At 40.0% G+C, this 23,809-nt stretch carries 20 protein-coding genes and 1 other annotated feature; of the genes, 11 read left to right on the forward strand and 9 right to left on the reverse strand.

Going from position 1 to position 23,809, the window contains the following annotated elements; translation table 11 throughout:
* The first annotated feature begins 671 nt into the window (after positions 1-671).
* The 10 genes from EKM78_RS08730 (at position 672) to cls (ending at position 11,099) form a co-directional block, all read left to right on the forward strand.
* Positions 672-1,115, forward strand: a complete 444-nt coding sequence (locus EKM78_RS08730; protein ID WP_125771392.1) for a hypothetical protein — start codon at positions 672-674, stop codon at positions 1,113-1,115.
* 3 nt (positions 1,116-1,118) lie between these two features.
* Complete coding sequence (locus tag EKM78_RS08735; protein WP_125771394.1) at positions 1,119-1,817, forward strand: zinc metallopeptidase; 699 nt, start codon at positions 1,119-1,121, stop codon at positions 1,815-1,817.
* Between the two features lie 329 nt (positions 1,818-2,146).
* Positions 2,147-2,395, forward strand: a binding site (T-box leader).
* Positions 2,396-2,500: 105 nt separating this feature from the next.
* Complete coding sequence (locus EKM78_RS08740; protein ID WP_125771396.1) at positions 2,501-3,964, forward strand: anthranilate synthase component I family protein; 1,464 nt, start codon at positions 2,501-2,503, stop codon at positions 3,962-3,964.
* A complete protein-coding gene (locus tag EKM78_RS08745) occupies positions 3,961-4,539 on the forward strand; it encodes an anthranilate synthase component II (protein WP_125771397.1) in 579 nt (192 codons plus the stop codon). Before EKM78_RS08740 ends, EKM78_RS08745 begins: the two co-directional genes overlap by 4 nt.
* Before the next feature lie 482 nt (positions 4,540-5,021).
* A complete protein-coding gene (trpD, locus tag EKM78_RS08750; protein ID WP_125771399.1) occupies positions 5,022-6,041 on the forward strand; it encodes an anthranilate phosphoribosyltransferase in 1,020 nt (339 codons plus the stop codon).
* On the forward strand, positions 6,038-6,817 hold the full coding sequence (trpC, locus tag EKM78_RS08755; protein ID WP_125771401.1) for an indole-3-glycerol phosphate synthase TrpC: 780 nt from the start codon (positions 6,038-6,040) through the stop codon (positions 6,815-6,817). The genes trpD and trpC overlap by 4 nt, the downstream gene beginning before the upstream one ends.
* A gap of 3 nt (positions 6,818-6,820) precedes the next feature.
* Positions 6,821-7,405, forward strand: a complete 585-nt coding sequence (locus EKM78_RS08760) for a phosphoribosylanthranilate isomerase (RefSeq protein ID WP_125771403.1) — start codon at positions 6,821-6,823, stop codon at positions 7,403-7,405.
* A gap of 14 nt (positions 7,406-7,419) precedes the next feature.
* Positions 7,420-8,628, forward strand: a complete 1,209-nt coding sequence (trpB, locus tag EKM78_RS08765) for a tryptophan synthase subunit beta (protein ID WP_125771405.1) — start codon at positions 7,420-7,422, stop codon at positions 8,626-8,628.
* A complete protein-coding gene (trpA, locus tag EKM78_RS08770; RefSeq protein WP_125771407.1) occupies positions 8,621-9,400 on the forward strand; it encodes a tryptophan synthase subunit alpha in 780 nt (259 codons plus the stop codon). Before trpB ends, trpA begins: the two co-directional genes overlap by 8 nt.
* A 229-nt stretch (positions 9,401-9,629) precedes the next feature.
* A complete protein-coding gene (gene cls / locus EKM78_RS08775) occupies positions 9,630-11,099 on the forward strand; it encodes a cardiolipin synthase (protein ID WP_125771409.1) in 1,470 nt (489 codons plus the stop codon).
* A 768-nt stretch (positions 11,100-11,867) separates the two neighbouring features.
* On the opposite strand, the gene grdD is transcribed toward cls, so the two are convergent.
* The 9 genes from grdD to EKM78_RS08820 form a co-directional block, all read right to left on the reverse strand.
* The gene (gene grdD / locus EKM78_RS08780) at positions 11,868-13,025 is read right to left on the reverse strand and encodes a glycine/sarcosine/betaine reductase complex component C subunit alpha (RefSeq protein ID WP_125771411.1); all 1,158 of its coding nucleotides are present in this window, start codon (positions 13,023-13,025) and stop codon (positions 11,868-11,870) included.
* Between the two features lie 29 nt (positions 13,026-13,054).
* On the reverse strand, positions 13,055-14,593 hold the full coding sequence (gene grdC / locus EKM78_RS08785; RefSeq protein WP_125771413.1) for a glycine/sarcosine/betaine reductase complex component C subunit beta: 1,539 nt from the start codon (positions 14,591-14,593) through the stop codon (positions 13,055-13,057).
* A gap of 112 nt (positions 14,594-14,705) precedes the next feature.
* Entirely contained in the window at positions 14,706-15,998 is a 1,293-nt protein-coding gene (grdB, locus tag EKM78_RS08790; protein ID WP_125771415.1) for a glycine reductase complex selenoprotein B, read from the reverse strand.
* A gap of 40 nt (positions 15,999-16,038) precedes the next feature.
* The gene (grdA, locus tag EKM78_RS08795; RefSeq protein ID WP_125708903.1) at positions 16,039-16,488 is read right to left on the reverse strand and encodes a glycine/sarcosine/betaine reductase complex selenoprotein A; all 450 of its coding nucleotides are present in this window, start codon (positions 16,486-16,488) and stop codon (positions 16,039-16,041) included.
* Positions 16,489-16,540: 52 nt separating this feature from the next.
* On the reverse strand, positions 16,541-17,830 hold the full coding sequence (locus EKM78_RS08800; protein ID WP_125771417.1) for a glycine/sarcosine/betaine reductase component B subunit: 1,290 nt from the start codon (positions 17,828-17,830) through the stop codon (positions 16,541-16,543).
* 54 nt (positions 17,831-17,884) lie between these two features.
* The gene (locus EKM78_RS08805) at positions 17,885-18,223 is read right to left on the reverse strand and encodes a thioredoxin family protein (RefSeq protein ID WP_191988682.1); all 339 of its coding nucleotides are present in this window, start codon (positions 18,221-18,223) and stop codon (positions 17,885-17,887) included.
* A gap of 100 nt (positions 18,224-18,323) precedes the next feature.
* A complete protein-coding gene (gene trxB, locus EKM78_RS08810) occupies positions 18,324-19,553 on the reverse strand; it encodes a thioredoxin-disulfide reductase (protein ID WP_125771419.1) in 1,230 nt (409 codons plus the stop codon).
* Positions 19,554-19,597: 44 nt separating this feature from the next.
* Complete coding sequence (locus EKM78_RS08815; RefSeq protein WP_211334354.1) at positions 19,598-19,984, reverse strand: GrdX family protein; 387 nt, start codon at positions 19,982-19,984, stop codon at positions 19,598-19,600.
* A gap of 468 nt (positions 19,985-20,452) precedes the next feature.
* The gene (locus EKM78_RS08820) at positions 20,453-21,808 is read right to left on the reverse strand and encodes an APC family permease (RefSeq protein ID WP_125771423.1); all 1,356 of its coding nucleotides are present in this window, start codon (positions 21,806-21,808) and stop codon (positions 20,453-20,455) included.
* Between the two features lie 350 nt (positions 21,809-22,158).
* Between EKM78_RS08820 and EKM78_RS08825 the strand changes: the two genes are divergently transcribed.
* Positions 22,159-23,484, forward strand: coding sequence for an APC family permease (locus EKM78_RS08825; protein ID WP_125771425.1), 1,326 nt, complete (start codon positions 22,159-22,161; stop codon positions 23,482-23,484).
* Positions 23,485-23,809: the final 325 nt, after the last annotated feature.

Raw genomic sequence — 23,809 nt, forward strand, 5'->3', positions numbered from 1 at the left:
CTAGTCTTTTTGGAATCAACAGGCAACCTAGATCTTGATGAATTTCTTGATGGCTAACCAAAGTACAACAAGAACCGATAAATCGCTAAGAATAATTTGGCGGCTGAGGGCTGTATCCCCGGGCCCCTCCGTCTAGATGAAGACTATATCCCCCCTTTTGTTGAGAATTACCGATTTATTTTGTACAAATTGGCACTGTTTGCTCGTCCTATTTCTCACATGTCTATCTCAGGCTTTATCTATTCTGGCGGGAGTAGGTGCTTCCTATTATTTTTGGGACATATTCTCTCTAGATTACTTACTCTTTTCTCGGTTCGCGGGACTTTGCTCCGCTCATTTTTCTTCCTGACTTACATTGCGGTTGCTGCTTTTCATTGTTTTGTTGTTTAGATAAGAGTTACTATACTTTTTCTTCTCTTGCTTTCGCTTCTGGCTCGCGTACTCGTTCCTTGTACTCTTGCCGTGTTCTAATTTGTTTTTTCTTGTCATTTTGTTTATTTCTTGCTTGTCTGCCTGCTTCGCTCGCATTCTCGCAATTCACTTGTTTATTTGTTTGTTTGTTTGATTATTATTTGTTACTTCCTTTTTTGGTGCTATTTTTTCGCTTTTTTATGAATTTATCTTTACACTGTATTTGTGAAGTAAATTTTTAAAGAAGTGGGTTTTTGTTTATGATTAAGGTTAAATCTTATCGTCCTTTGGTTACGGAGAATCTTGTTTGGGATTTTCCTTCTCGTTTGAAACTTAATGCTATTAGTGACTTTCTTGGTTCTCCGATTGCTGAGATTACTGATTTTGTTAGTCAGACTGCTAAGGATACTATGAGTAATAAGTCTGTTTATTGGTTTGTTTCTGATAAGTCTTCGGGCGATGTGATTGCTTTGATTAGTTTATCTGATATTGATTTTGATAAGGGTTCAGCTGTTTTTGGTGTTGAGTTTGCTAATTCTATTCCAGATGACTTTTGTGATGAGATTTTGTATCGCTTGTTTTTGCTGGTTCATGATCAGATTTCTTTGAATGAATTGAGATTTGAAAAGATTCCTTCAAAAGTTAGCAAATTCTTCACATTAAATGGTTATACTTTAAATAACAATAAATTGAAGAGGATGTAGATAATGTACGGATACGGATCATTTTGGGGGCCTTCGATTATTCTGGTAGTTATTGGTATGGCTATCAGTATGTGGGCTTCTTGGTATGTTAATCATACTTTTAGAAAATACGATCAATTTACTAGTACCCGCGGTACTTCTGGAGCTGAAGCTGCTCGCTTTATTCTGGATAATGCCGGTTTGCAAAACGTCGTTATAAATCAAATCACTGGTAAGTTGACTGATAATTATAATCCTTCAGATAAGACTTTAAATTTGTCTGAATCTACTTATAATGCTACTTCGGTTGCGGCTATTGGTGTTGCTGCTCACGAATGTGGACACGCTATTCAAGATCAGAAGAATTACTTCCCTATGCGGATCAGATCAGCAATTGTTCCTGCTGTTAATATTGGTTCCAACTTGTCATTTCCTATGATTGTTTTAGGCATGATTTTGGGAATGAACCATACTTTGATCACTATCGGGATCTGGCTTTTTGCTTTGGTTGTTTTATTCCAAGTGGTTACTTTGCCGGTGGAATTTAACGCTTCTAATCGTGCTGTTAGCATCCTAGCATCAGGCCAAGTGTTGAATAGTGACGAGGTTCCGATGGTTAAACATGTGCTTTTGGCTGCTGCTTTGACTTATGTTGCTGCTGCCCTTTCAACGGCGTTACAACTGTTACGTTTGATCATTATTTTTGGAAACAATCGAGAATGATCTTTTTAATTTTGAATAATAAATTTTCGACGATATTCAATTTTTTTGGATATCGTTTTTTTTGTGCCAAATCTTGACTTTTTTTATGCCGAATTCTGTTTCTTTATACCAAACTTTGATTTTTTTATGCCAAACGTTGCGCGTTTTATAGCGGAAACGAGCTCCTGGAGATAGCGGCCTCCGGTTAACACAGGTGGTCGCGGCACGGCTTTGCCGTACCTTGTGCGACCACTCGCGTTAATCCTCAGCAGCTGACCGTGCCCTTCCGCTCTCTTTTATTGACAAATGTTTTTTCGAAGTTTATTATCATGGTCAATTAAACATTTCGCCCAAAACCTATGAGGTGGAGATAACAATTATGGTGCACGTACAGAGAGTTGTCGTTGCTGAGAGTACAGCCGAACGCACATGATTAAATGGACCACCGAGGGTTCTCCTGAATTTTTAGTATGGAGAAACGTTCAGACATACGTCAGTTGTCAAGGGAGTGTTGGCTCTCAGTTAAGCGTGATTTTGATGACTATTTGTCGTAGTCTCAAGATTGAATTAAGGTGGCACCGCGGTTATCCGTCCTTAACTTCTTGTCAGAAGTTTTGGGCGGATTTTTTTGTGGGAGGAAATTATGGAGAAACGATGGCAATTCCTTTTAAATTACTCAGATTAAATTTAAAGGGATGATTATTATGAAATTTGAAGAATTGAAAATGCTTGCTCAAAACTACCCTGCTGTCCCGATTACGCTGAACTTTCCTTTGACGAATTTTGATCCGATCGATTTAACGCAAAATTTGAACCAGCATCTGGGACCTTGTTTTTTGTTCACGGGACAACCGAAACCTGATGAAGATGGCTACAGTTTTATTGGATTGGATCCTGCTGCTGCGATTACTTTTAAAGATGGTCAGTTAACTGTTGAAAATGAAGCAGGTAAAACAACACAAGTCACTGATTTAAAACCTTATTTAGAAAATCTTTTACAAAAATATCGAACGCCTAAAATCTCTGCACTTCCTCCGTTTTTAGGTGGGATCGCTGGCTACTTTAGTTACGACTATGCCCGCTTTGCCAATCCAACTTTGCCACAAAAATTAGCTGACCCCTATGATCTGAATGATGCTGACTTTTTGTTGATCAAACAAGTGATTGCTTATAATCATAAAACGAAAATGATCACTTTATCCAAGATCATCCCTAGTGATCAGCTTGATAAACTCTTTGAAAAAACAATTGCTGATTTAAACAAACTTCAACAAGTGGTTCTTCAAAATAACCACGGATCTTCCTTGCCACGTTTTGCAATGAATTCAGCCTTGCATTTGCATTTTGATCAAGAGGAATTTTCTGAGAAAGTAGCTGAAACTAAGCGACACATCATCGATGGAGATATTTTCCAATTAATCTTGTCTAATCCGCAACATGCTACGATGTCTGGTAGTTTGTTTGCCGTAAGTAAAAACTTGTTCCACGATAGCCCCGCCCCATACCAGTTCTTCTACAAACATCATAATTTTGAAACTGTCGGCTCTTCTCCTGAGACTTTGATCTCTAAACATGGTCAAAAGCTCTTTACTTATCCGTTGGCGGGAACCCGTCGGCGCGGGAAAAATGCTGCTGAAGATAAAAAGTTTGCTGAAGAATTAACGCACAGTCCGAAGGAATTAGCCGAGCACAATATGTTGATTGATCTTGGTCGCAATGATCTTGGTCGTGTCAGTGAATTTGGTTCGGTCCAGGTGACAAAGGCCCGTAAATTGTTGTATTTCAGCAATGTCATGCACATGGGGTCGACGGTCGAGAGCCTGGCCGACCCCAAAAAATCAGCGGTTGACATTGTCGAATCACTAATGCCTGCCGGAACGCTTTCCGGTGCTCCCAAGATCAGTGCCATGCAAATTATTTCCCGATTAGAAAATCGTAAACGCGGGATCTACGGCGGATGTTTAGGATACTTCGATTTTTCCGGCGATTTAGATTTCTGCATTGGCATCAGACTTGCCTACCGTCAGGACGATAATTTAGTCGTTCATTCTGGAGCCGGCATCGTTGCCGACAGTATTGCCAAAAACGAATATCAGGAATTCAACAACAAAGCTCGTAACGTAGTTGACGCTTTGAACAAGACTAATCACACGGAGGTCTTATCATGATCTATTTAATCGACAATTATGACAGCTTTACTTATAACTTATATCAATTACTCGGTACGATCAGCGATACGCCGATCACGGTCGTCAAAAATGATCAATTCTCGACTGAACAACTAGAAAAATTAGCTCCCGATGCTTTAGTCTTTTCTCCTGGACCTGGTCGTCCGGAAAACGCCGGCAATATGAATCAATTACTCAAGGACTTTATCGGGAAAGTTCCGATCCTGGGTGTTTGTCTTGGTGAACAAGCGATCGGTGAGATCTATGGAGCAAATGTAATCCATGCACCAAAATTAATGCATGGTAAGCCTTCAAAAATCACTATTACTCAACCTGGTCAACTCTTTCAAGATTGCCCACAGCAATTCAGCGCCGCCAGATACCACTCTTTGATCGTCGACAAGAATTCCATTCCTAAAGATTTGACGTTCACAGCGATGACAGCTGAAGGTGAGATCATGGCCGTTGCTGACGAAAAGAAAAAAGTTTTTGGCGTTCAATTTCATCCGGAATCGATCATGACTGACCTTACTGTTGGTAAGCAGATCGCTAAAAACTTTTTGCAGATGGTTTAATTTTATTAAAACAAAATTAAAAAACTAGTTGACAAACTTAATAAACAGCCTTATTCTCTTATCAACAAATAAATTCGTCCATAAACCAATGAGATGGAAGTCAAGATTATCGTGCACGCACAGAGAGTTGTCGTTGCTGAGAGTACAACCGAACGCAGATAGTTAAATGGACCATCGAGGGTCTTTCCGAAAAGCAATGAGTACGAAAGAACGTCAGGCATACGTAAGTTGTCGGGAGGGTGATTGCCCTTCGCTAAGAGTAATGGACGATAGATATTTGGTAGCCCTTTTGGTATACCTGTTCTCTATCAGTCTATTGAAATAAGGTGGCACCGCGGTGGTATATCCGTCCTTAAACGCTAAGCGTTTATGGGCGGATTTTTTTATACTCAGGGGGTTCACTAATGTACAAAACACAACGATGGCAAATCTCAAATTAATTATTAACCTTTATCAATAAATTAATTTGGAGGATTCTAACTATGATCGAAAAAGCAATTATGAAATTAAGCGAAGGACAAGATTTAACTTTTGAGAAAACGAACCAAGTGATCGATGAGATCATGACAGGAAAGACTACTTCAGTTCAAATTTCGAGTTTCTTGACCGCCCTCAGCGTAAAAAAAGAAACCGTTGAAGAAATCGCCGGTGCTGCTGATGCCATGAGAGCTCATGCATTAGACTTTGAAGCCGACGAACCAGTGCTAGAAATCGTTGGTACCGGTGGAGATCACTCCAATTCATTCAACATTTCCACGACTTCTGCATTAGTCGTTGCTGCAACTGGCATCCCTGTTGCCAAGCATGGTAATCGTGCTGCTTCATCAAAGAGCGGTGCCGCAGATGTTTTGGAATCACTAGGTGTCCAGATCGATCTCGATCCTAAACGGAGTGAAGCGATCCTGAATCAAATCGGCATTTGCTTCTTATTCGCCCAAGAATATCACAAGGCAATGAAATATGTAGCTCCGATCAGAAAAGAACTTGGGATCAGAACGTTGTTCAATGTCTTAGGCCCATTAGCCAATCCCGCTCATGCCACCAATCAAGTCCTTGGCGTTTACGATGAAAGCTTAGTCGAACCGATGGCCAAAGTACTAGATCAATTAAACGTTAAAAATGCGACTGTTATTCACGGCCAAGATGGCTTCGACGAAGCATCGATCTCTGCACCTACTACAGTAATGGAAGTTCACGATGGTAAGTTCACAAAATATGAGATCACTCCTGAGCAATTCGGTCTCAGACGTGCCCACAAAGATGAAGTCATTGGCGGTACTCCACAAGAAAATACAGCTATTACTTTAGATGTTTTAAACGGTGTTAAGGGTGCTAGACGTGACGTCATCTTGCTAAATTCAGCCTTGGCCATTCATACGGCTCGACCTGAAGTAACTCTTCAAGAAGCCATCGACCAAGCAAAACTCGTGATCGACAACGGAGCGGCCATGAAAGAACTACAAGAATTCATACGCCTCACTGAGGAAGGTGTTGCAGCATGATCCTCGACGACCTCGTAAAAGCTACCCAAAAACGGATCGAACAGGGAAAACAGATCATCTCGCCAACAGAAATGGAACAACAAGCAAGCAAAATACCTAATAAAGATCCTAACGACATCATTCAATTATTCTTACAGCCGAGACTTCATTTCATCGCAGAGATCAAACGATCATCCCCCTCAAAAGGTACGATCGTAAAGGATTTTCCTTATTTAGAAATTGCTCAACAGTATCAACAAGCTCATATCGATGCGATCTCAGTCTTAACGGAACCAGATTTTTTCCACGGAGACATTCGCTACTTGAAAGCAATTTCTCAAAAAGTACCTACGCCATTGTTGAGAAAGGATTTCACTATCGATCCTTATATGATCTATCAAGCCAAAGCAAATGGCGCTAGTCTGATCCTTTTGATCGTCGCGATCCTTACTGATAAACAGCTGAAAGAATACTTGCAGCTAGCTAAACAATTAGGTTTGGCTGCTTTAGTGGAAGTTCACGACGAACAAGAATTGGCGCAAGCACTAACTGCCGGCGCTGAAATTATCGGCGTCAACAATCGTAACCTAAAAGACTTCACCGTCGACATTAACAACAGTCTGAAATTACGACCGTTAGTCGATCGAACCATCCCCTTCATTACCGAAAGCGGGATCAAAGATGTTAATGACATTGCTCGTTTAAAACAAGCTCATGTCAACGGTGTATTGATCGGTGAGACCTTCATGAAAGCACCGAATCGCATCGAAAAAATCCAACAGTTTCAAGGCGTATAAATTATGACGAAAATAAAAATTTGTGGACTAATGAATTTGGACGATATCAAAGCTGTCAACCAAGCTAAACCTGATCTGGCTGGTTTCATCTTTGCCAAAGGTCGACATCATCTAGAACTATGCCAAGCATTGCAAATGCGAAAAGCTCTTGATCCTCAGATCAAGAGCGTCGGTGTCTTCGTCAACGCACCGATCCATGAAATGTTACAAGCAGTAGAAAGTGGTGCTGTTTCTATGATCCAACTTCACGGTCAAGAAACAGAAGACACCGTCAAACAAATCCAAGCAAGAAATATTCCCGTCATCAATGTATTTAAGCCTGATTTGATCGACTTAAATACCGTTGCCAACTACATCATGATCGACAGCGGTTCTGGGAACGGACAATTGATCGATTGGCAAAACTTACAAATTACTACCAATAAACCACTGTTCATCGCTGGTGCTTTAGACCAAGATAATCTCGAAAAAACTATCGAGACAGTTCATCCAGATCTAGTTGATCTATCCCGCGGTGTGGAGACTAATGGCCAAAAAGATCCTGAAAAAATATTAAATATCGTTTCAAAAGCACATGCGCTTTATTAATAGGAGGAAATACCATGAAAGAAATGGAAAAAGAGACAACAGAATCACGTCATTATGGAGAATTCGGTGGACAATACATCCCTGAGACCTTAATGGCCGAACTAGATCGAGTCGCACAAGCTTACGATCATTATAAAAATGACCCTGACTTCTTAAAGGAGCTCCACGATCTGCTTAATAACTACGCTAATCGTCCCTCATTGTTATATTACGCAAAACAAATGACTGAAGACCTTGGCGGAGCCAAAATTTATTTAAAACGCGAGGACCTCAATCATACCGGTGCTCATAAGATCAACAATGTGATCGGCCAAGCCTTACTCGCTAAAAGAATGGGTAAAACCCGTCTGATCGCCGAAACTGGAGCCGGACAACACGGTGTCGCAACTGCCACCATCGCTGACTTGTTCAATATGGACTGCGAGATCTTCATGGGTAAGGAAGATACCGAACGACAAAAATTAAACGTCTATCGAATGGAATTACTAGGTGCAAAAGTTCACCCGGTAACGACTGGTTCGATGGTCTTAAAAGATGCCGTTAATGCGACCTTACAAGAATGGACTCAACGGATCGACGATACTTTTTACGTAATGGGCTCTGCCGTTGGACCTTATCCATTTCCTGAAATGGTGCACGATTTCCAAAGTGTTATTAGTAAAGAATCAAAACAACAAATATTAGAAGCTGAAGGCAAGTTGCCAGATATGGTCGTAGCTTGTGTCGGCGGCGGGAGCAATGCAATTGGAAGCTTTGCCAACTACATCGACGACAAAGATGTCCAACTAGTAGGCTGTGAAGCTGCTGGCAAAGGTGTCGATACCGACCAAACAGCAGCCACGATCGAACGTGGTTCTGTCGGGATCTTCCACGGAATGAAATCAATGTTCCTCCAAAATAAATACGGCCAGATCGACAAAGTTTACTCCATCTCAGCCGGACTAGATTATCCAGGAGTCGGACCAGAACATGCTCACTTAGCCGAATTAAAACGTGCTAAATACGTTGGTATCACTGATGACGAAGCTGTTAATGCCTTCGAATATATCGCTAAAACTGAAGGTATCGTTGCCGCCATTGAAAGTTGCCACGCTGTAGCCTACGTAGAAAAAATCGCCCCTAAAATGCGCAAGGATCAAATCATCATCTGCACATTATCCGGGCGTGGCGACAAAGACGTTGCCTCAATCGCAAAATATAGAGGAGTAAATATCGATGACTAATTTAAAACAAATTTTTTCCAATAAAAAAGCTTTCATTCCCTTCGTAGTAGCTGATGACCCGGATTTTGACACGACGGTCGATAGCATTGTTACTCTAGCTGACAACGGTGCCGACATCGTGGAACTAGGCATCCCCTTTTCTGATCCAGTGGCTGATGGCCCAGTGATTCAAGATGCTGATCTACGTGCCTTCGCTGCGGGTGTCAATACTGATGTCGTCTTTGATATCGTCGAAAAAGCTCGTCTACAAACTGACGTACCGATCATCTTTTTGACGTATTTAAACATCGCTTTCAAATACGGTTACGAAAAATTCTGCCAAAAGTGTCAAGATCTAAATATCTCCGGGCTAGTCATTCCTGACCTACCATATGAGGAACACCAAGAATTAAAACCAATTGCCAACGAACATGATATCGACTTGATCCCACTAATTGCACCAACATCAGGCGAACGGATCGAAAAAATCGCTCAAACAGCTACAGGCTTCATCTACATGGTGTCATCATTAGGTGTGACTGGAGTAAGAGAAGACTTCTCCACGCAGCTAAAAAACACCATCGACCGGATCAAAAAGGTGACTGACGTTCCCGTAGCGATCAGCTTCGGCATTCACTCACCAGAGCAAGCTGAAAAATTAGCAGCTATCGCTGACGGAGTCATTATCGGAAGCGCTGTGGTAAAGATCATTGCCCAAAACACCGCCAACACTCAACAAGATCTCGCTGATTACGCTAAGAGTATCAAGGATGCCATTGCAGTAAAGGCATAAGTGAAACTAAATCAGTATGCAGACACGATATTTTTATCAAGTATATTTAATAGGAAAGAAAAGAGTGACCTCCGTCAAAAATGGGGTCACTCTTTTAACATTTTATAGTCTCTATTAAATAGAGGTAGTAGCAAAATAAAACTCTTAAATAAACCAAATATTAAAATGGCATTATTTCCCAATTTGACGTACACTTTTTTTATATAAAAGAATCAATGGGGAGAAAATAATGCTAATAGATCATTGGCTAATACTAACAATACTAGCCATACTACTACTAAACACCATCATAGCTTTGATCACGGTATTCCACAGACCAAGAAATATCGTTACGACCTGGGCTTGGATATTAGTGTTAATGTTACTACCAGTAGTTGGCTTCTTAATATATGCTTTCTTCGGCCGCGGGATAGCCCAAGAAAAGATTTTTAACATCGGAAATCAACAACATATCGGTTTAAATCAACTCAAGAAAATTGCTGAATTCGAAAAACACCGGCCAAAAAGAGGATCTCGTTACGATGAGACGTACTACGCCAGACATGTGATCAGCTTTTTCGACAAAACCGAGGAAACACCTTTGACCCGCCACAACGAGATCGACCTCTATTTTGACGGTAAGGAAAAATTCCAAAGTTTATTTGACGACATCAAAAATGCCAAAGAAACGATCCACGTCGAATACTATGCCTTCATCAAGAGTAACATCGGCCAAGAATTTCTTGATATCTTAACTGAAAAAGCTAAACAAGGTCTCGAAGTACGCCTACTCTTCGATCCTTGGGGATCAGGCGGCAGCAATCGCCGCTGGTTCAAAGAATTCGAAGCTGCTGGAGGTCAAGTACTACCCTTCATCACTTCGAAAAACGTAATCTACAAAACAAGATTGAATTACCATTTGCACCGTAAATTAGTCATAGTAGACGGAACCATTGGCTGGATCGGTGGTTTCAACGTTGGCGACCAATACGTTGGCGAATCGAAGAAATTCGGTTACTGGCGCGACAGTCACATCAGGGTAAAAGGCACCGCAACACTACTAATGCAAGAAAGATTTTTCCAAGACTGGAATGCTTCCACAGATCGACACGTTAAACCGTTGATCTTCATGGACAAATACTTCCCAGCTGACCGTTTCAACGAAAACACCAACTTACCGATCCAAATCGTAACGGACGGTCCCGACTCAAGACAAGAGATTTTAAAAGATGGTTTCATCGACATGATCATAAACGCCAAAAAGAGCATCTGGATCCAAACGCCCTACTTGATCCCCGATGACCCAATGTTCACCGCACTAACCATCGCCTCAAGATCAGGAGTAGACGTCAGAATAATGGTCCCATGCATGCCAGACCATCCATTCATCTTCAGAGCAACGCAATACTACTCCAACTTACTTACCCAATTCGGCATCAAAATTTACACCTACGACAAAGGCTTCATGCACGCCAAAACATCAATCATCGACGAAAAAATCTGTTCAGTAGGCTCAATGAATCACGACTTCAGAAGCTACTCCTTAAACTTCGAAGCCAACGCCTTCATCTACGATTCAAAAATCGCCCACAAAATAAAACGATCCTTCGAAAACGACATGGAAGTCTCAACCTTATTAACACAAGAAATAATAGACAACCAAGGAGTCTGGATGCACTTCAAGCAAAGATTCTCCCGCCTATTATCACCAATCCTATAAAAGAAGAAAAAGCGCCGTTCCCAACCGGGAACAGCGCTTTTTTACCATGCCCTAATAAAATCCGAGTTGGACAAAGACCAATGAGAACAACAAAAATAGATATGAATAATTAAAAAATGTTCACAACAAGCGATAAGTATCACCACCAGCACACCAACCATCAAATTAAAGCAAAACAAAGAATCTTAGAATAAGTTCTGAATTAAGTGACCACAATGAATTCGACGAAAAAAATAAAATTTTAAAAGAAAAATCAGAATCGTAAATCTCGCTCTATTAATATAGCAGCCGATGATAATTTCGAAAAAGGTCAGAACAGATAAACGCAAAAAAATGAATTTGATTCCAAAAAACTGCTAGGTACAACTACATAAACCAAAACAACATACCACAATAGAAATAAGTACCGTAACCCCACGAAAAAAAACAGTTTATGCAAACCCTAGGAGCTGGGGGGTGGAGAGAATTGCGCCGTCAGCCATGAAATGATGGAACGTAAGTGCTGATGCACTTGCGCTACCGTTTTGGTGGTGGCTACGCCACCGAACAACCAAGGATGCCACGACGCAATTCTCGGAACCCCCCAGCTCCGGCAATCAACCTCAACACAAACAACCAACACAAGCAAAAATCAAACACAAAACAAAAAAAACCATAAGTCTCAAAACCAGAGACTTATGGTCAAATTTAAAATCGAATCTTGGGGGATTCGGAGGATTTTGGGGGATTTTTCAAGGAAACATAATACAACTTAAAGCCTATCAAACATTACAAGAAATCAGCTGATTTCAAAACTTCGCGGGCGTGACTTTCGTCTTCAGGAGCGACCATAACAACAGGTCCAGTACATCCCATCCCACTAGTAGCATAAATATCTGACTTCCATAATTCTGTTACTGCGTCTTCCAAAACTAAAATGTCAATTCCTAAGATAGCTTCAGAAACTGCCTTCTTGGCAGGTTCTTTGACTTCTTCTGCTGAATCGTCTTTCTTGGGGGAAGCGGTTAGATTATCTAAAATCTCAGACAATCCAGCTTTTTCAGCGGCTTTGAATTCCGCATTTACTTTATCGGTTAAATTACCTTTAGCACAATTACCGGCGTAGCTTAATGCACCAGCGATTACGTTAGCTCCTGAGGCACGACTAATGATGTTGATGATCTTGTCGTAACCTTTACCGACACCAGGACCATAGCCGTCACCGACTGACTCATAACTGCCACCTGTTAAGAAGGAACTCATCACCTTCATAACGATGTTACCAGTCAATGTGTCCATAACCATGACGTCAGGAACGCCTTGCAATAAGTCGTTTCCACGCATGACCACTCCGCCATCTGCACGATGACTTTGAGTGAAATGAATATTATAACCGTTATCTTGTAGTTTCTTCAGAGAAATTTCTACTTGGCGAGCGCCATCGATATTGAGGATACCGACGGTTGGATCCTTGATACCATTAGCTTTCGCCACCGCAATACCAGAAATAGCATTCTTGACCATGGCACTGATTCTTTCCATGTCAGAAGTTCCAGTGGTATTAGCAACAAACATTGCTTTTCCAAAACCAGGTGTAGTTGGGTGTCCTACGGTAGAAACCCCGATCGGAAAAGTATAGTGCATTGTAACTGCGGCATCTAATTGACCGCTCTCTAACATCTCGTCCATTTTCTTGTGAGCTTCTTCAGGATCATTAGCAGCAACAATTTCAACTTTGTCACTCTTTAAGGTACCTAAAGCTACTACTTGAATTGAGGAATCGTTAGCTTGAGCAAGTTCTGCACCACGAAGGACTTCTTCTTCGCCATGCTCACTGCCAACTAGTGTAACACCCACACGTGGTCTTGAACCGAAGTTACCATCTTCAAGACCTTGGGCAATTTCATCAAACACATCTGCGATCGTGTTTTGTACGTTATTATTCATTTTTCTCCCTCCTTAATTTGATTTTTCTTTTATTTTAGAGAAGCAGCAAATTGTTTCATTGATTCGGCGATCATTTGACGAATTGTGTCTTTATCGACTGTTTCGTCTTCTGTCTTACCATCATTTGCTTCCACAATAAATGAAATTCCATCAAAGAGGTTAGTAAGTCTTCCTAAGAACAAGCTACCTTTACCAATGATCATTGTCCGGTGGATATCACCGTTTTCGATCATTTCTTTAGCATGGCCTAAGAATGGCACACCTGAAGGGATATGTCCTTGGGTTGGAACAAATCCTGGCATACCGATGTCTTCAACAACTTGATTTAATTGCGATTTTTCAAAGACTTTCTTCATGATACCTAAAGCTGCGATCATCTTGTAGTTAGCTGATGGAATATCACCGGCACCAGCTGGTACTGTGATTTCAGGATTTTGCATTTCGGCAGAAAATACATCAACATCTTTGATTGTCATTCCGACTTTTTCAAGGGGATCGGAAACTATGGCTTGCATGATTGCTTGTGGAGCTGCTCCACTACCAATCTTATGCTTACCTACAATGTCAGTCCGGATAACTGGTGATTTGCCATCATTTTCAGCAACGTGAATTGCGAATGTACCTAAGCAGTCCTCAAGTAATGGTTGATCCTTTTTAACGTGATCTTTACCATTCATTCCTAATTTAGCTGATGATCCACCGGCTAAAACAACAACGTTTGAGTAAACGCCTGCTTGGACTAAGGCTGCAGCTTCAACCATTGAGTGTGAAGGGCCAGCACAGAAACTACGAGTATCTGAACCAGTTGCGTTAACGCAGCCACAAATTTCACCGATGGCTTTGGCATAGTTACCACCGCCACGTTGGAACATGTCACCACATCCCTCTTCACTACATTCGATCAAGTAATCAACATCTTCAGGCACTAATTCATTCTTAGCGAATAATTCAGCTAAACCATAAGCTGCTGAAGCTTTACTTACTAAGTTTTCGAACATAACGTCACTAGTCAAGGCAGCATCAAACTCATGAGCTCTCTTAACACAACCAACTAGTTTGCCATCTAAGTACAATGGTTTGGCGTCTTTTTCATCGATCAACTTTTGAATATCTTCAACTGAAGCGGGGTTTTCAGTTAGTTTATCCAAAGTGACCCAATATTTGCCAATAACTGGATCGTCATTTAATTTCTTTGCCACTTTTGCTTGATAGTCTGATTCCAAAACTACTAAATCAAACATATCAACTGCTTTCATACAGCCGTAAAATGATTCTTCATCTAAGATCGAACCAAATTTACCTTCTGCTGAAGCATTTTCGACAGGATGCTCATACCACGGTTGTTCGATATCTTTCAAATCACGTGGATGAATGTTACCAATGTAAGCTTGATTAGGACCATAGCCTACAACATCGTCGAATGAACGTAAATGATCAGGAATAGCTTTCAAATAATCTGAATCAGGATTATTTCTCATTTCTTCTTCTTGCAATTTACCTTCATGGACTAAAATGTCAGGCGTATGAACTAATGTATAAGCGCTTCCTTTCAAGACTGGAAAAGTCATATTATGCACCTCCAAAAAATTGAATGAAACAATGAATCTTTGCTTTTTCGATAAAAAAAGGAGTCGAAAATAATTTCCGGCTCCTAATTGGATCTCTTAGCTCTTTACTAGTCTAAAATACTGTTTGTTCAGTAACAGGTGTTTCAAGAGCTTTAAGAGCTTTTCTGACTAATTTTCTACGTAGTTCTTTTTCATCCTTAGGATCCAATTCTGGATTACCAAGAGGATAAGGGATTGCGACTGTAGGAACAATACGGTTAGCTCCAACCGTCTTAGAAATAGGAACAATTGTACACATATGAACAATTGGTAGTCCTTGAGCTTCAATAGCTTTAACCATCGTTGCACCGCAACGAGTACATGTTCCTCAAGTGGATGTAAGAATAACGGCATCTACTCCGTCTTCTTTTAGTTGTTTCCCAATTTCTGTACCAAATTTCTTAGCATTTGCTACAGATGTACCATTACCAACGGTAGCGTACCAGTAATCATGTAATGACCCGAACTCTCCGTTAGCAAGCATTTCTTTAATCACATCGACAGGTAGGACACGATCCAAGTCTTCATTTGCATAAACTGGATCGTAACCACCGTGAGCTGTTTCTCCGTTCTCAGGTGTAAAGTCATCAATATCTTTTAGGCTATACTTGCCGTACTTAGATGCACTTGATGATTCAATGTGATCAGGGTTTCCTTTGGGAACCGGACCACCGGAAGATACTAAAGCAATTCTTGCTTTTGTAATATCCTTTACGGCTGGTGCTGGATCAACACGGTCGAAGGTAGGCATTGGATATTCTGTCTTAAATTCCTTACCTTGTATTTTGTTTATCAGCATGTCAACAGCACGCTTTGAGCCACGTTCTTCTTTGAATTCATTGACACGGATACCCTTAGGCATGTAGCCTGTGATTTCTTCATTTCCAGCTAATAGTTGTTTTACAACATCAGCCATGGCTGGAATTGCTTTTCTCATTGTAGCAGCACTGTTACCTGTTTCTACAAAGTATCCATGTTTCTTGTACAAGTCTAAACCAGGGTTTTCTGGGTACATACCACCAACTACTGGAATGTGTAAGTTCTCATCTACTAGTTTGGCTACTGCACCTGCAGCAACACCGTAACGACCAGCGTTAAAACTTGGTCCTACGATTACTAAATCTGGTTTGTAACTTTCGATCATATTTAGAACAGTCTCTGAAGCATCTGCTTCATGTTCACTAAAGTAACTATCACCACAAACGACTGTACCAACGATCTCAGCTACATCACTCAGTTGACCTTTGAAGGCCATACCTGGTCCAACAACGCCATCACTTTTTTCTGGCTTAATGTCGGCCTTTTCTTCACCACCGATACCGGCGAAGAATTGGTTGATGTAATGAACAATTCTCTTCTTGCCCATCATTTTTCCCCCTTTACACAGGTTTTGCTCTTACTGATTATTATCCACGGTATTCTTGGACTTCTTTAATGATTGCATCCTTATCCAATACCATTTCCATCATTGATACTTGTTCTTCGTAAACTGCAGCGTCTACTTCGTCCTTTAGTTCAAACATGTGATATGCTTTGAGTCCCAACGGAACTCCTGCTAATGGACCAGCGAATGTTGGATCACCAGTTGATACGGTTTCGGCAGCCAAACCACAAGCTTCGGCTTCTCCACCACCTAGTACTACAACTAGGTCGTCTTTTCCGTATTTGTCTGTGAGATCTTTAATTCTTTGTTGATTTTCCAGGTCCATAGCTCCGGCGCTCGTTCAAACAAAACATTCAGTAGTTGAAAATACAACTTCTGAGCCTGCTGATTTTACACAAGCTTCGATAGCCATACCAGGAATTCCATCACGGTCGCCTAAGATAGCGACTTTCTTGTTTTCAAGAATGCCCATAATGCTCTCTCCTTCTTCTTAAATTAAATAATGTTTACTAATTTTCCGTTTACTAAATTGTCTTTGCTGATAATGTTCCGAAACCAAGTTCGTTAGTTGATCCGGTGATAACTTGAATTTCAGCTTCAATACTGCCATCGTCATGAAGACTTCCGTCCCATGCACCTGCAATTGTGTTAGCAACTTCAGGATGTCCGATAACTGTATCCATAACTGGTAGTGTAACTACGACATTCGCATTACCTGCTGTAACAACAGCGTCACCTTTAGGTGTTGAATCAGCTAATGATTGACTTGCTCCATCACGACCAGCATACTCATCTGTTACAAGAACTGTCTTGATACCTTTGTTTTCAAGGTTGTTACAGTTCATAACTAAGTCGGCGTCAGGGTTACCGAAACCTTCTTCTGAGACGATTGCTGCATCTGCACCAAGCATTTCAACTAATTTAGCAGTCATATTTGATGAACGTTTCTTGTCTTGCAATGTTACGTTCTCATTGGTAATGACACATCCGATAAAGTTAATTTCTTTACCGTGTTTTGCATACAAGTCCTCAATAACTGGACTGTTCAAATGCACGTATGATGGGTTCTTATCACAAGCTGAAACACAGTTACCACTTGCAATAGCTCCATCAAATGCTTCTGTTGGATACATAAATGTTGGAACGATCTTCTTAGCATCTGCGCCATAGAAGAATGTGTTATGCATCAATCCTTGAGTTTGTAATGCGTATACATATACTACTTTTGGTAAGTCTGGATATTGTGCAACTTGGTCAAGTAATGGCTTTGTTTCATAAGTCTTTACTTCATCAGGTTTAACATCCTTAGCAGCCTCGCCAAGATAGTTAGCAGCTCTAAATCCTACTAAACGAATAACCTCTTCGTGTTCGTGTTGTTTAATGCTGTCAATTGGTTCCATCTTAACGACAATATTGTTTGTCTTTGAGAATGGTGTATATTCTGCACCTACTCCACTCATGTCGATGATTCCTTCTTGGAATCCTACGATCTTACCAGTTGTAACAACTGCTGCTCCTTTGAGTACATGTGTTGTTCCTGAGCCAACTTGATCAACATCATTGATGATACCTGGGAAGATACCACCCTTTCCGTCTACCTTGACACGTGGTTCGATAACATCTTTGACAGGGATGATACGAGTCTTGTCACCTGGTTTTGCTAGATATACATCAAGTGATTTGATTCTTTCGTCTCCGCCAGTCGCTGCTTCGATCAATTCGTCTTTATTGACGAACAATGTACCGTTTTTAACTTCGGTCTTATCGCCGAAAGCCACATCTTTAATAAAGATGTTTCCTACATCTAGTCGCATATTAGCCCCCCATTTCTTTCATATTTTAAAAATGCATATAAAAGAAAGATGAAATTAAGCTGTTTCAGTCAGTTCATCCAATTTTTCTGTTACAGCTGCCATTCCTTTTTCTTCCAAGATGTCTTTGCCGAGAGTTGCGACCTTCTCACCATCTTTGTAGAACAAGTATGCTGGGATTCCCATGACTTTTTGCTTCATGGCCATTCTCATGTTACCTGTAGTATCAAAAGCGTAGAATGTGCAAACGTCTGATTTTTCATCAGCCAGTTTCTCAACGTCTGGCATAAGTGCCATACATGGTACACATTTTGGACTAAAGAAATCTACCATAACCAACCCTTTGGAATTTTGGATCGTTTCCTCAAAGTTTTCTTTTGTTAAATGCTCCATCATAATTTTCGCCCCCTTTCATCTTTCTTATCTTTGAAATCTAATCGCTTAAATTTCAAAGATAAAAAATTTAGATCTCTCTAAACTTTTTATTTGGATCTTATTACTTCAATAAATCAGCCACTGATTCAGCAGTAATATTCTTAGCACCTTCAACACGAGCTACGTCTTTTCCATCTTTGAATAAGACTACAGTTGGTATTTCGTTGACGTTGTATTGCGTAGCGGTCTTCTTAGCACGATAAGTATCTAATTTAACTAATCCAACTGGGTCGCTGTTGCCTTCCACAACTTTGTCGACAGCTGAAATCGAGTCGATACTTTCTTGGATCTGAGGTGCCCAGAATGCTAATAGGACTGGTTTATCTTTACTTTCATCGAGAACATCGTTTTGCAATGTCTCAAGTTCTGACAAGTATTTTTCAGCAGCTGATGCAGCAATTGCACCATCAGCTGCGGCTGTGATAACTTGTCTTAAATATTTTTCTCTGGCATCACCGACACCGTATACACCTGGCACATTTGTTTCCATCATGTCATTAGTTACGATGTAGCCACGGTCGTCTAATTCGATCTTATCTTTGACGAATGCTGTATGAGGTTCGGTACCGATAAATACGAAGACACCATTGGTTGGATAGTCTGTTAATTCACCAGTATCAATGTTCTTCAAGACAACTTTTTCAACGAGGCCGTCACCAGCGATTTCTTCAACTGTGGAGTTCCATACCCATTTGAGTTTAGGATTCTTCATTGCTTTTTCAGCACTAGCCTTGTTGCAGTCAAGGTTGCCTTCTTCATGAATGACGATAATTGTTACAGTTGCAGCAAATTTTGTTAAGTACATGGCTTCTTCGATAGCTGCATCACCATTACCAACAACACATACATCAAGATCAACGAAGAAATCAGCATCACAAGTTGCACAATAACTAACACCTTGACCTCTTAATTCAGCTTCACCTTTAACATTGATCTTTCTAGGAGTTGCTCCTGGTGATAGAACTACGGCTTTAGCTTGGTAGGTATCACCTTGTTGTGTGTGAACTGTCTTAATTGGTCCAGAGAAGTCAACTTCGTCAACTGTTCCTCTTAAAAATTCAGTTCCAAAGGCTTTGGCGTGATCAGCAAATTTCTCCATAATTCCAGGACCAGTTGTTCCTTCCCAAAATCCTGGATAATTTTCCAATTCAGCTGTCGTTGCAGCTTGACCACCAGGCTCAGCATTCTTATCTAAGACTGCCGTCTTCATCTTTGAACGACTTCCATAAATTCCAGCAGCTAGTCCACCAGGACCTGCCCCAACAACTAAAAGATCATATACTTCAGACATAAAACTTCTCCTCCCATACACATAAGACAAACTACCAGTCTAATTTATTCATGATATTCATATGGCAAACTATCAATTGCCGAATCCAATAGATCTAAATCGATAACTTGAAAATCCTCTAAAGTTTGCTCGTCGTATTCAATGCCCCGGGGAGGGAATTTCTTCAATACTTGAAGAGCTCCTTCGATCAGTTTCAGCGAGAACATATCAAGTTCTCCCTTCTCATTACTCATAACTAAGCTCTTATAAGGACTCTGATTCGGTTTGATACTTCCTGCAAGCGGATGATTGATCAAATTAGCGCCTAAATGGATGGAATTACGACCTTCGGCAAAAATATCTTTGACTTTGGAATCTTTTTCAAATTCTGTTAGATCTGGATATTTTTCCGCAACCATTGGGTTGTTAGATACTATATGAAAATTCCCCATCATTTGTACCCTCTTTGTTCACTTTTTCACTTCACCTTACAACTGAAGTATATCGTATTAATGACATGTTTGCAACCGTTTTCGGGAAAATAAAAAACTAATTTTATTAGAAAATAATTAAGAATTGCACCAATATTCACAACCGACATTATTAATAGAAAAATTCTTTGCATTTTTTGATATCGATTAGAATATTTAAATAAAATCAATAAGAATAAATTATTTCCGATACATTTGTTCCGTATATTGACATTTTTTATTTAAATTGGTCTTTACCACAGAAAACAGATAGATAATTTCTATCGATTGCCATGACAAAATATTACAAATAAGGAACACCTGTTTACGAAAAAAAGACATTTTTTTTCTAATAATGCTGATCTTTAAAATACGTTCATGATGTATCGATCATAATGACGTCACCTTACCCATCTTTGAATTTATTTTCACTAACGTTTTCAAAAAAATTTAATACGTAACGTGTGACTTCGAATAAGCAAAATAGAAAATCACTCCGATAAATAACCAACCTAAGTAATTGAGCCATGCTGTACCTGGTAAATTAGTTAATAGTACGATACAACCTAAGGCTGACAAGATCGGCAATACTTTGCCACCTGGCACTTTGAAAGGTCTCTTGAGTTCTGGATGTTGTTTTCTCAACAACAATACGGAAATTGAGATCAAGAAGAAAATAAGTATTGAACCGACATTAGCAAACGTTGCTAATTTTTTAATATCTAATAGTCCTGAACAAACCGCTGTGATGAGGCCGATCAACCAAAGCGATCTATTAGGAGTCTTAGTTTTAGAATTCAATTTACTAAAGATAGGTGGTAAGAATCCACCACGACTCATTGACATGGCAATATTTGACGAGGCATACAAGAACGCCAAAACTACCGCGATAATCCCTAAGATAGCCCCGAATGAAACAATTTGAGCTATGATCGGTTTATCAATTGAGATCAAAACAAAGGACATTGCTTCTGGCACATCGAGCAAGTTGTATTTAACAGCACCAGTCATAACTAAACTAACGATAATGTATAAAATTGTTGAAATCGTCAATGATGCAATAATCGCAATTGGCAGATTTCTTTGAACATTCTTACAATCTTCAGCTGATGTCGCTAAAGCATCAAATCCTAAGAAAGAAAAGAATACGGTTGAAGCTCCGGTAAAAATACCTTTAACTCCAAATGGTAAAAACGGATGCCAATTTGCGGGTTTCAAGTGAAACGCACCAACGATAACGAACAACAAAATAATTCCGATTTTAACTAAAACTAAAATGTCATTAACTACCTTACTTTCGCTCATTCCTCTTGTTAGTAAAATAGTAATCAGTAGTACAATAATAACTGCGGGTAAATTAATGAGACCTCCATTAAAGGGGTCATACCTGATAGCGCTTGGTAAAACGATGCCCATTTCCTTTAGGAATGAAGCTACATATCCGGTCCACCCAGTTGCTACTGTGGCGGTCGTGGTAATGTAGACTCCTAATAAAGTCCATCCTGAGAAAAAGGCGATCTGCTCACCCATTGTCACCCAAGAATAAACATATGCACTACCCGAACTAGGGATCGTGGTAGTTAATTCTGAATAACATAAACCAATTAGTGCACTGGCTAAAGCAGCGATCAAGAATGAGAATATTACCCCCGGACCAGCATCGGTGGCCGCAACAATTCCTGTTAGGACCAAAATACCTGTACCGATGATAGCTCCGATCCCCATGATCGTTAGATCAAACACGCCTAACGTCTTGGGCCTATCCTCTGAACCACTTAACAAATCATTTATCGATTTTCGTCGCATAATACCTCTACTCCAAGCTTTTTTAATTTGTAATTGCTTTCACCATAATCAATATTACCACATAACGTGATTTTTTTTAACAAAATATTTCTAATTTTTCATTGAGCGGATGATAAACAAAACTTTTTATGAAATTTTTAAAAACAGTTCAAAGATTGATGTTATATCGTGAAAACGCATGGTATCACTGGATTATGCATATTTAGATTTTTTCTATCAATTAAAAAATTTCAATAAAAATCATTGATTAATTTATTTTTTATCGTGAACCTCTTTCAAAAAAATATTTATTTGGTAAAATGATTGTGAACAGATTTACAAACATTCTATATAGAAAGAGGGAATAAAACATGAAGGAAGAAAGACAGCTCCAAAAGAGTATTGGCTTTTGGGCAGCTCTTTCCACAGTTATAGGTACAGCAATTGGTGGTGGTGTCTTCTTCAAGACACCGGTTGTTACTCAAGTTACTGGGTCAGCCAATATGACCCTACTCGCCTGGCTACTAGGTGGTTTAATTACTATCTGTGCCGGATTAACAACAGCCGAACTCTCAGCTGCTATTCCGAAGACAGGTGGAATGGTTGAGTACATTCATCATACATACGGGGAAGCACCATCATTTATGATCGGATGGGCAGAAATGGTCGTTTACTTCCCTGCCAATATCGCAGCACTATCTATCGTTTTTAGTACACAGTTCGTTCATCTTTTCAGTATCGATAAAAGCTATTCAGTTATCATCGCCTTGATAGTAGCTTTCTCGATCACCGGTATTAACTTAATGGGTTCAAAATTCGCTGGTGGATTCCAAACTTTCGCCACGGTCTTCAAATTGATCCCAATTGCCTTGATCATCGTCTTTGGTCTAATGGCAAAAGAAAGCGCTCCAGTTCCACTATTTCCTATTCAAGCCGGAGAAAACACAAGTTTCTTCACAGCTTTAGGACATGGTCTACTGGCAACAATGTTCGCTTATGATGGTTGGATCCAAGTTGGTAACATTGCCGGAGAGTTGAAAAAACCAAAGGTCGACTTACCAAAAGCTATCATCTTCGGACTACTAGGTATCACAGTTATTTACTTATTAATTAATTATGTCTTCTTAAGAACTTTGCCAATCGAACAAATCATGGGTAACGAAAATACAGCTGCTAATGCTGCTGAAGTTATTTTCGGTCACACTGGTGGTAAGATCGTTACAATTGGTATTTTGATCTCAGTTTATGGTGCTATTAACGGTTATGCTATGACTGGTTTAAGAGTTCCATACGCTATGGCATTGGATAAATCATTACCATTCAGCAAAGGTTTATCAAAGCTTTCCAAGAAGAGTATCCCTTATGCAGCTACATTGCTTCAATTAGCAATCGCATGTATTATGATCTTCCTTGGCGCATTTAATACTTTGACTGATATGTTAGTATTCGTTATCTGGATCTTCTATACTATGACTTTCGCTGCTACTATTATTCTTAGAAAACGTGAGCCTGATATGAAGCGTCCTTATAAGTGTCTCTGGTATCCTGTTACTCCTATAATCGCTATTATCGGTGGTATTTTCATTATTATTTCTACGATTATTACGCAGACTGGCTTGGCTTTGATCGGTTTAGGTATTACTTTACTTGGTCTTCCTTTCTATGCTTATGCTAGAAAACATAGAGAAACAGAATAGAGTTTTGTATTGAAAGAACACCATTTGTTGGTGTTCTTTTTTTGTTTAGAGCACGATTCCCACTTGTAAAAATGTAAGAGGAAATAAGCAGCAGTAGAGGTTTGGTTGTTTTAGTTGGTGTTGAGATGTGTTGGGATATTTTTGTGGAGCTTTGTTGTTTTGTTGCTGGGGGTGGAGGTAGTAGTTTGGTTGTACGTTCAATGCCGGTTCCGGGTCGGGGCGCTATATGGGACTGGAACGCTGCCGACTGCTACAATTTTTTTAACCGGACAGATGAAAAACAATAATCAGTCCGGGAGACGATAACAATGAGTAGGAAAAATAA

The organism is Companilactobacillus furfuricola (genome assembly GCF_003946325.1).
Taxonomy (GTDB): Bacteria; Bacillota; Bacilli; order Lactobacillales; family Lactobacillaceae; genus Companilactobacillus; species Companilactobacillus furfuricola.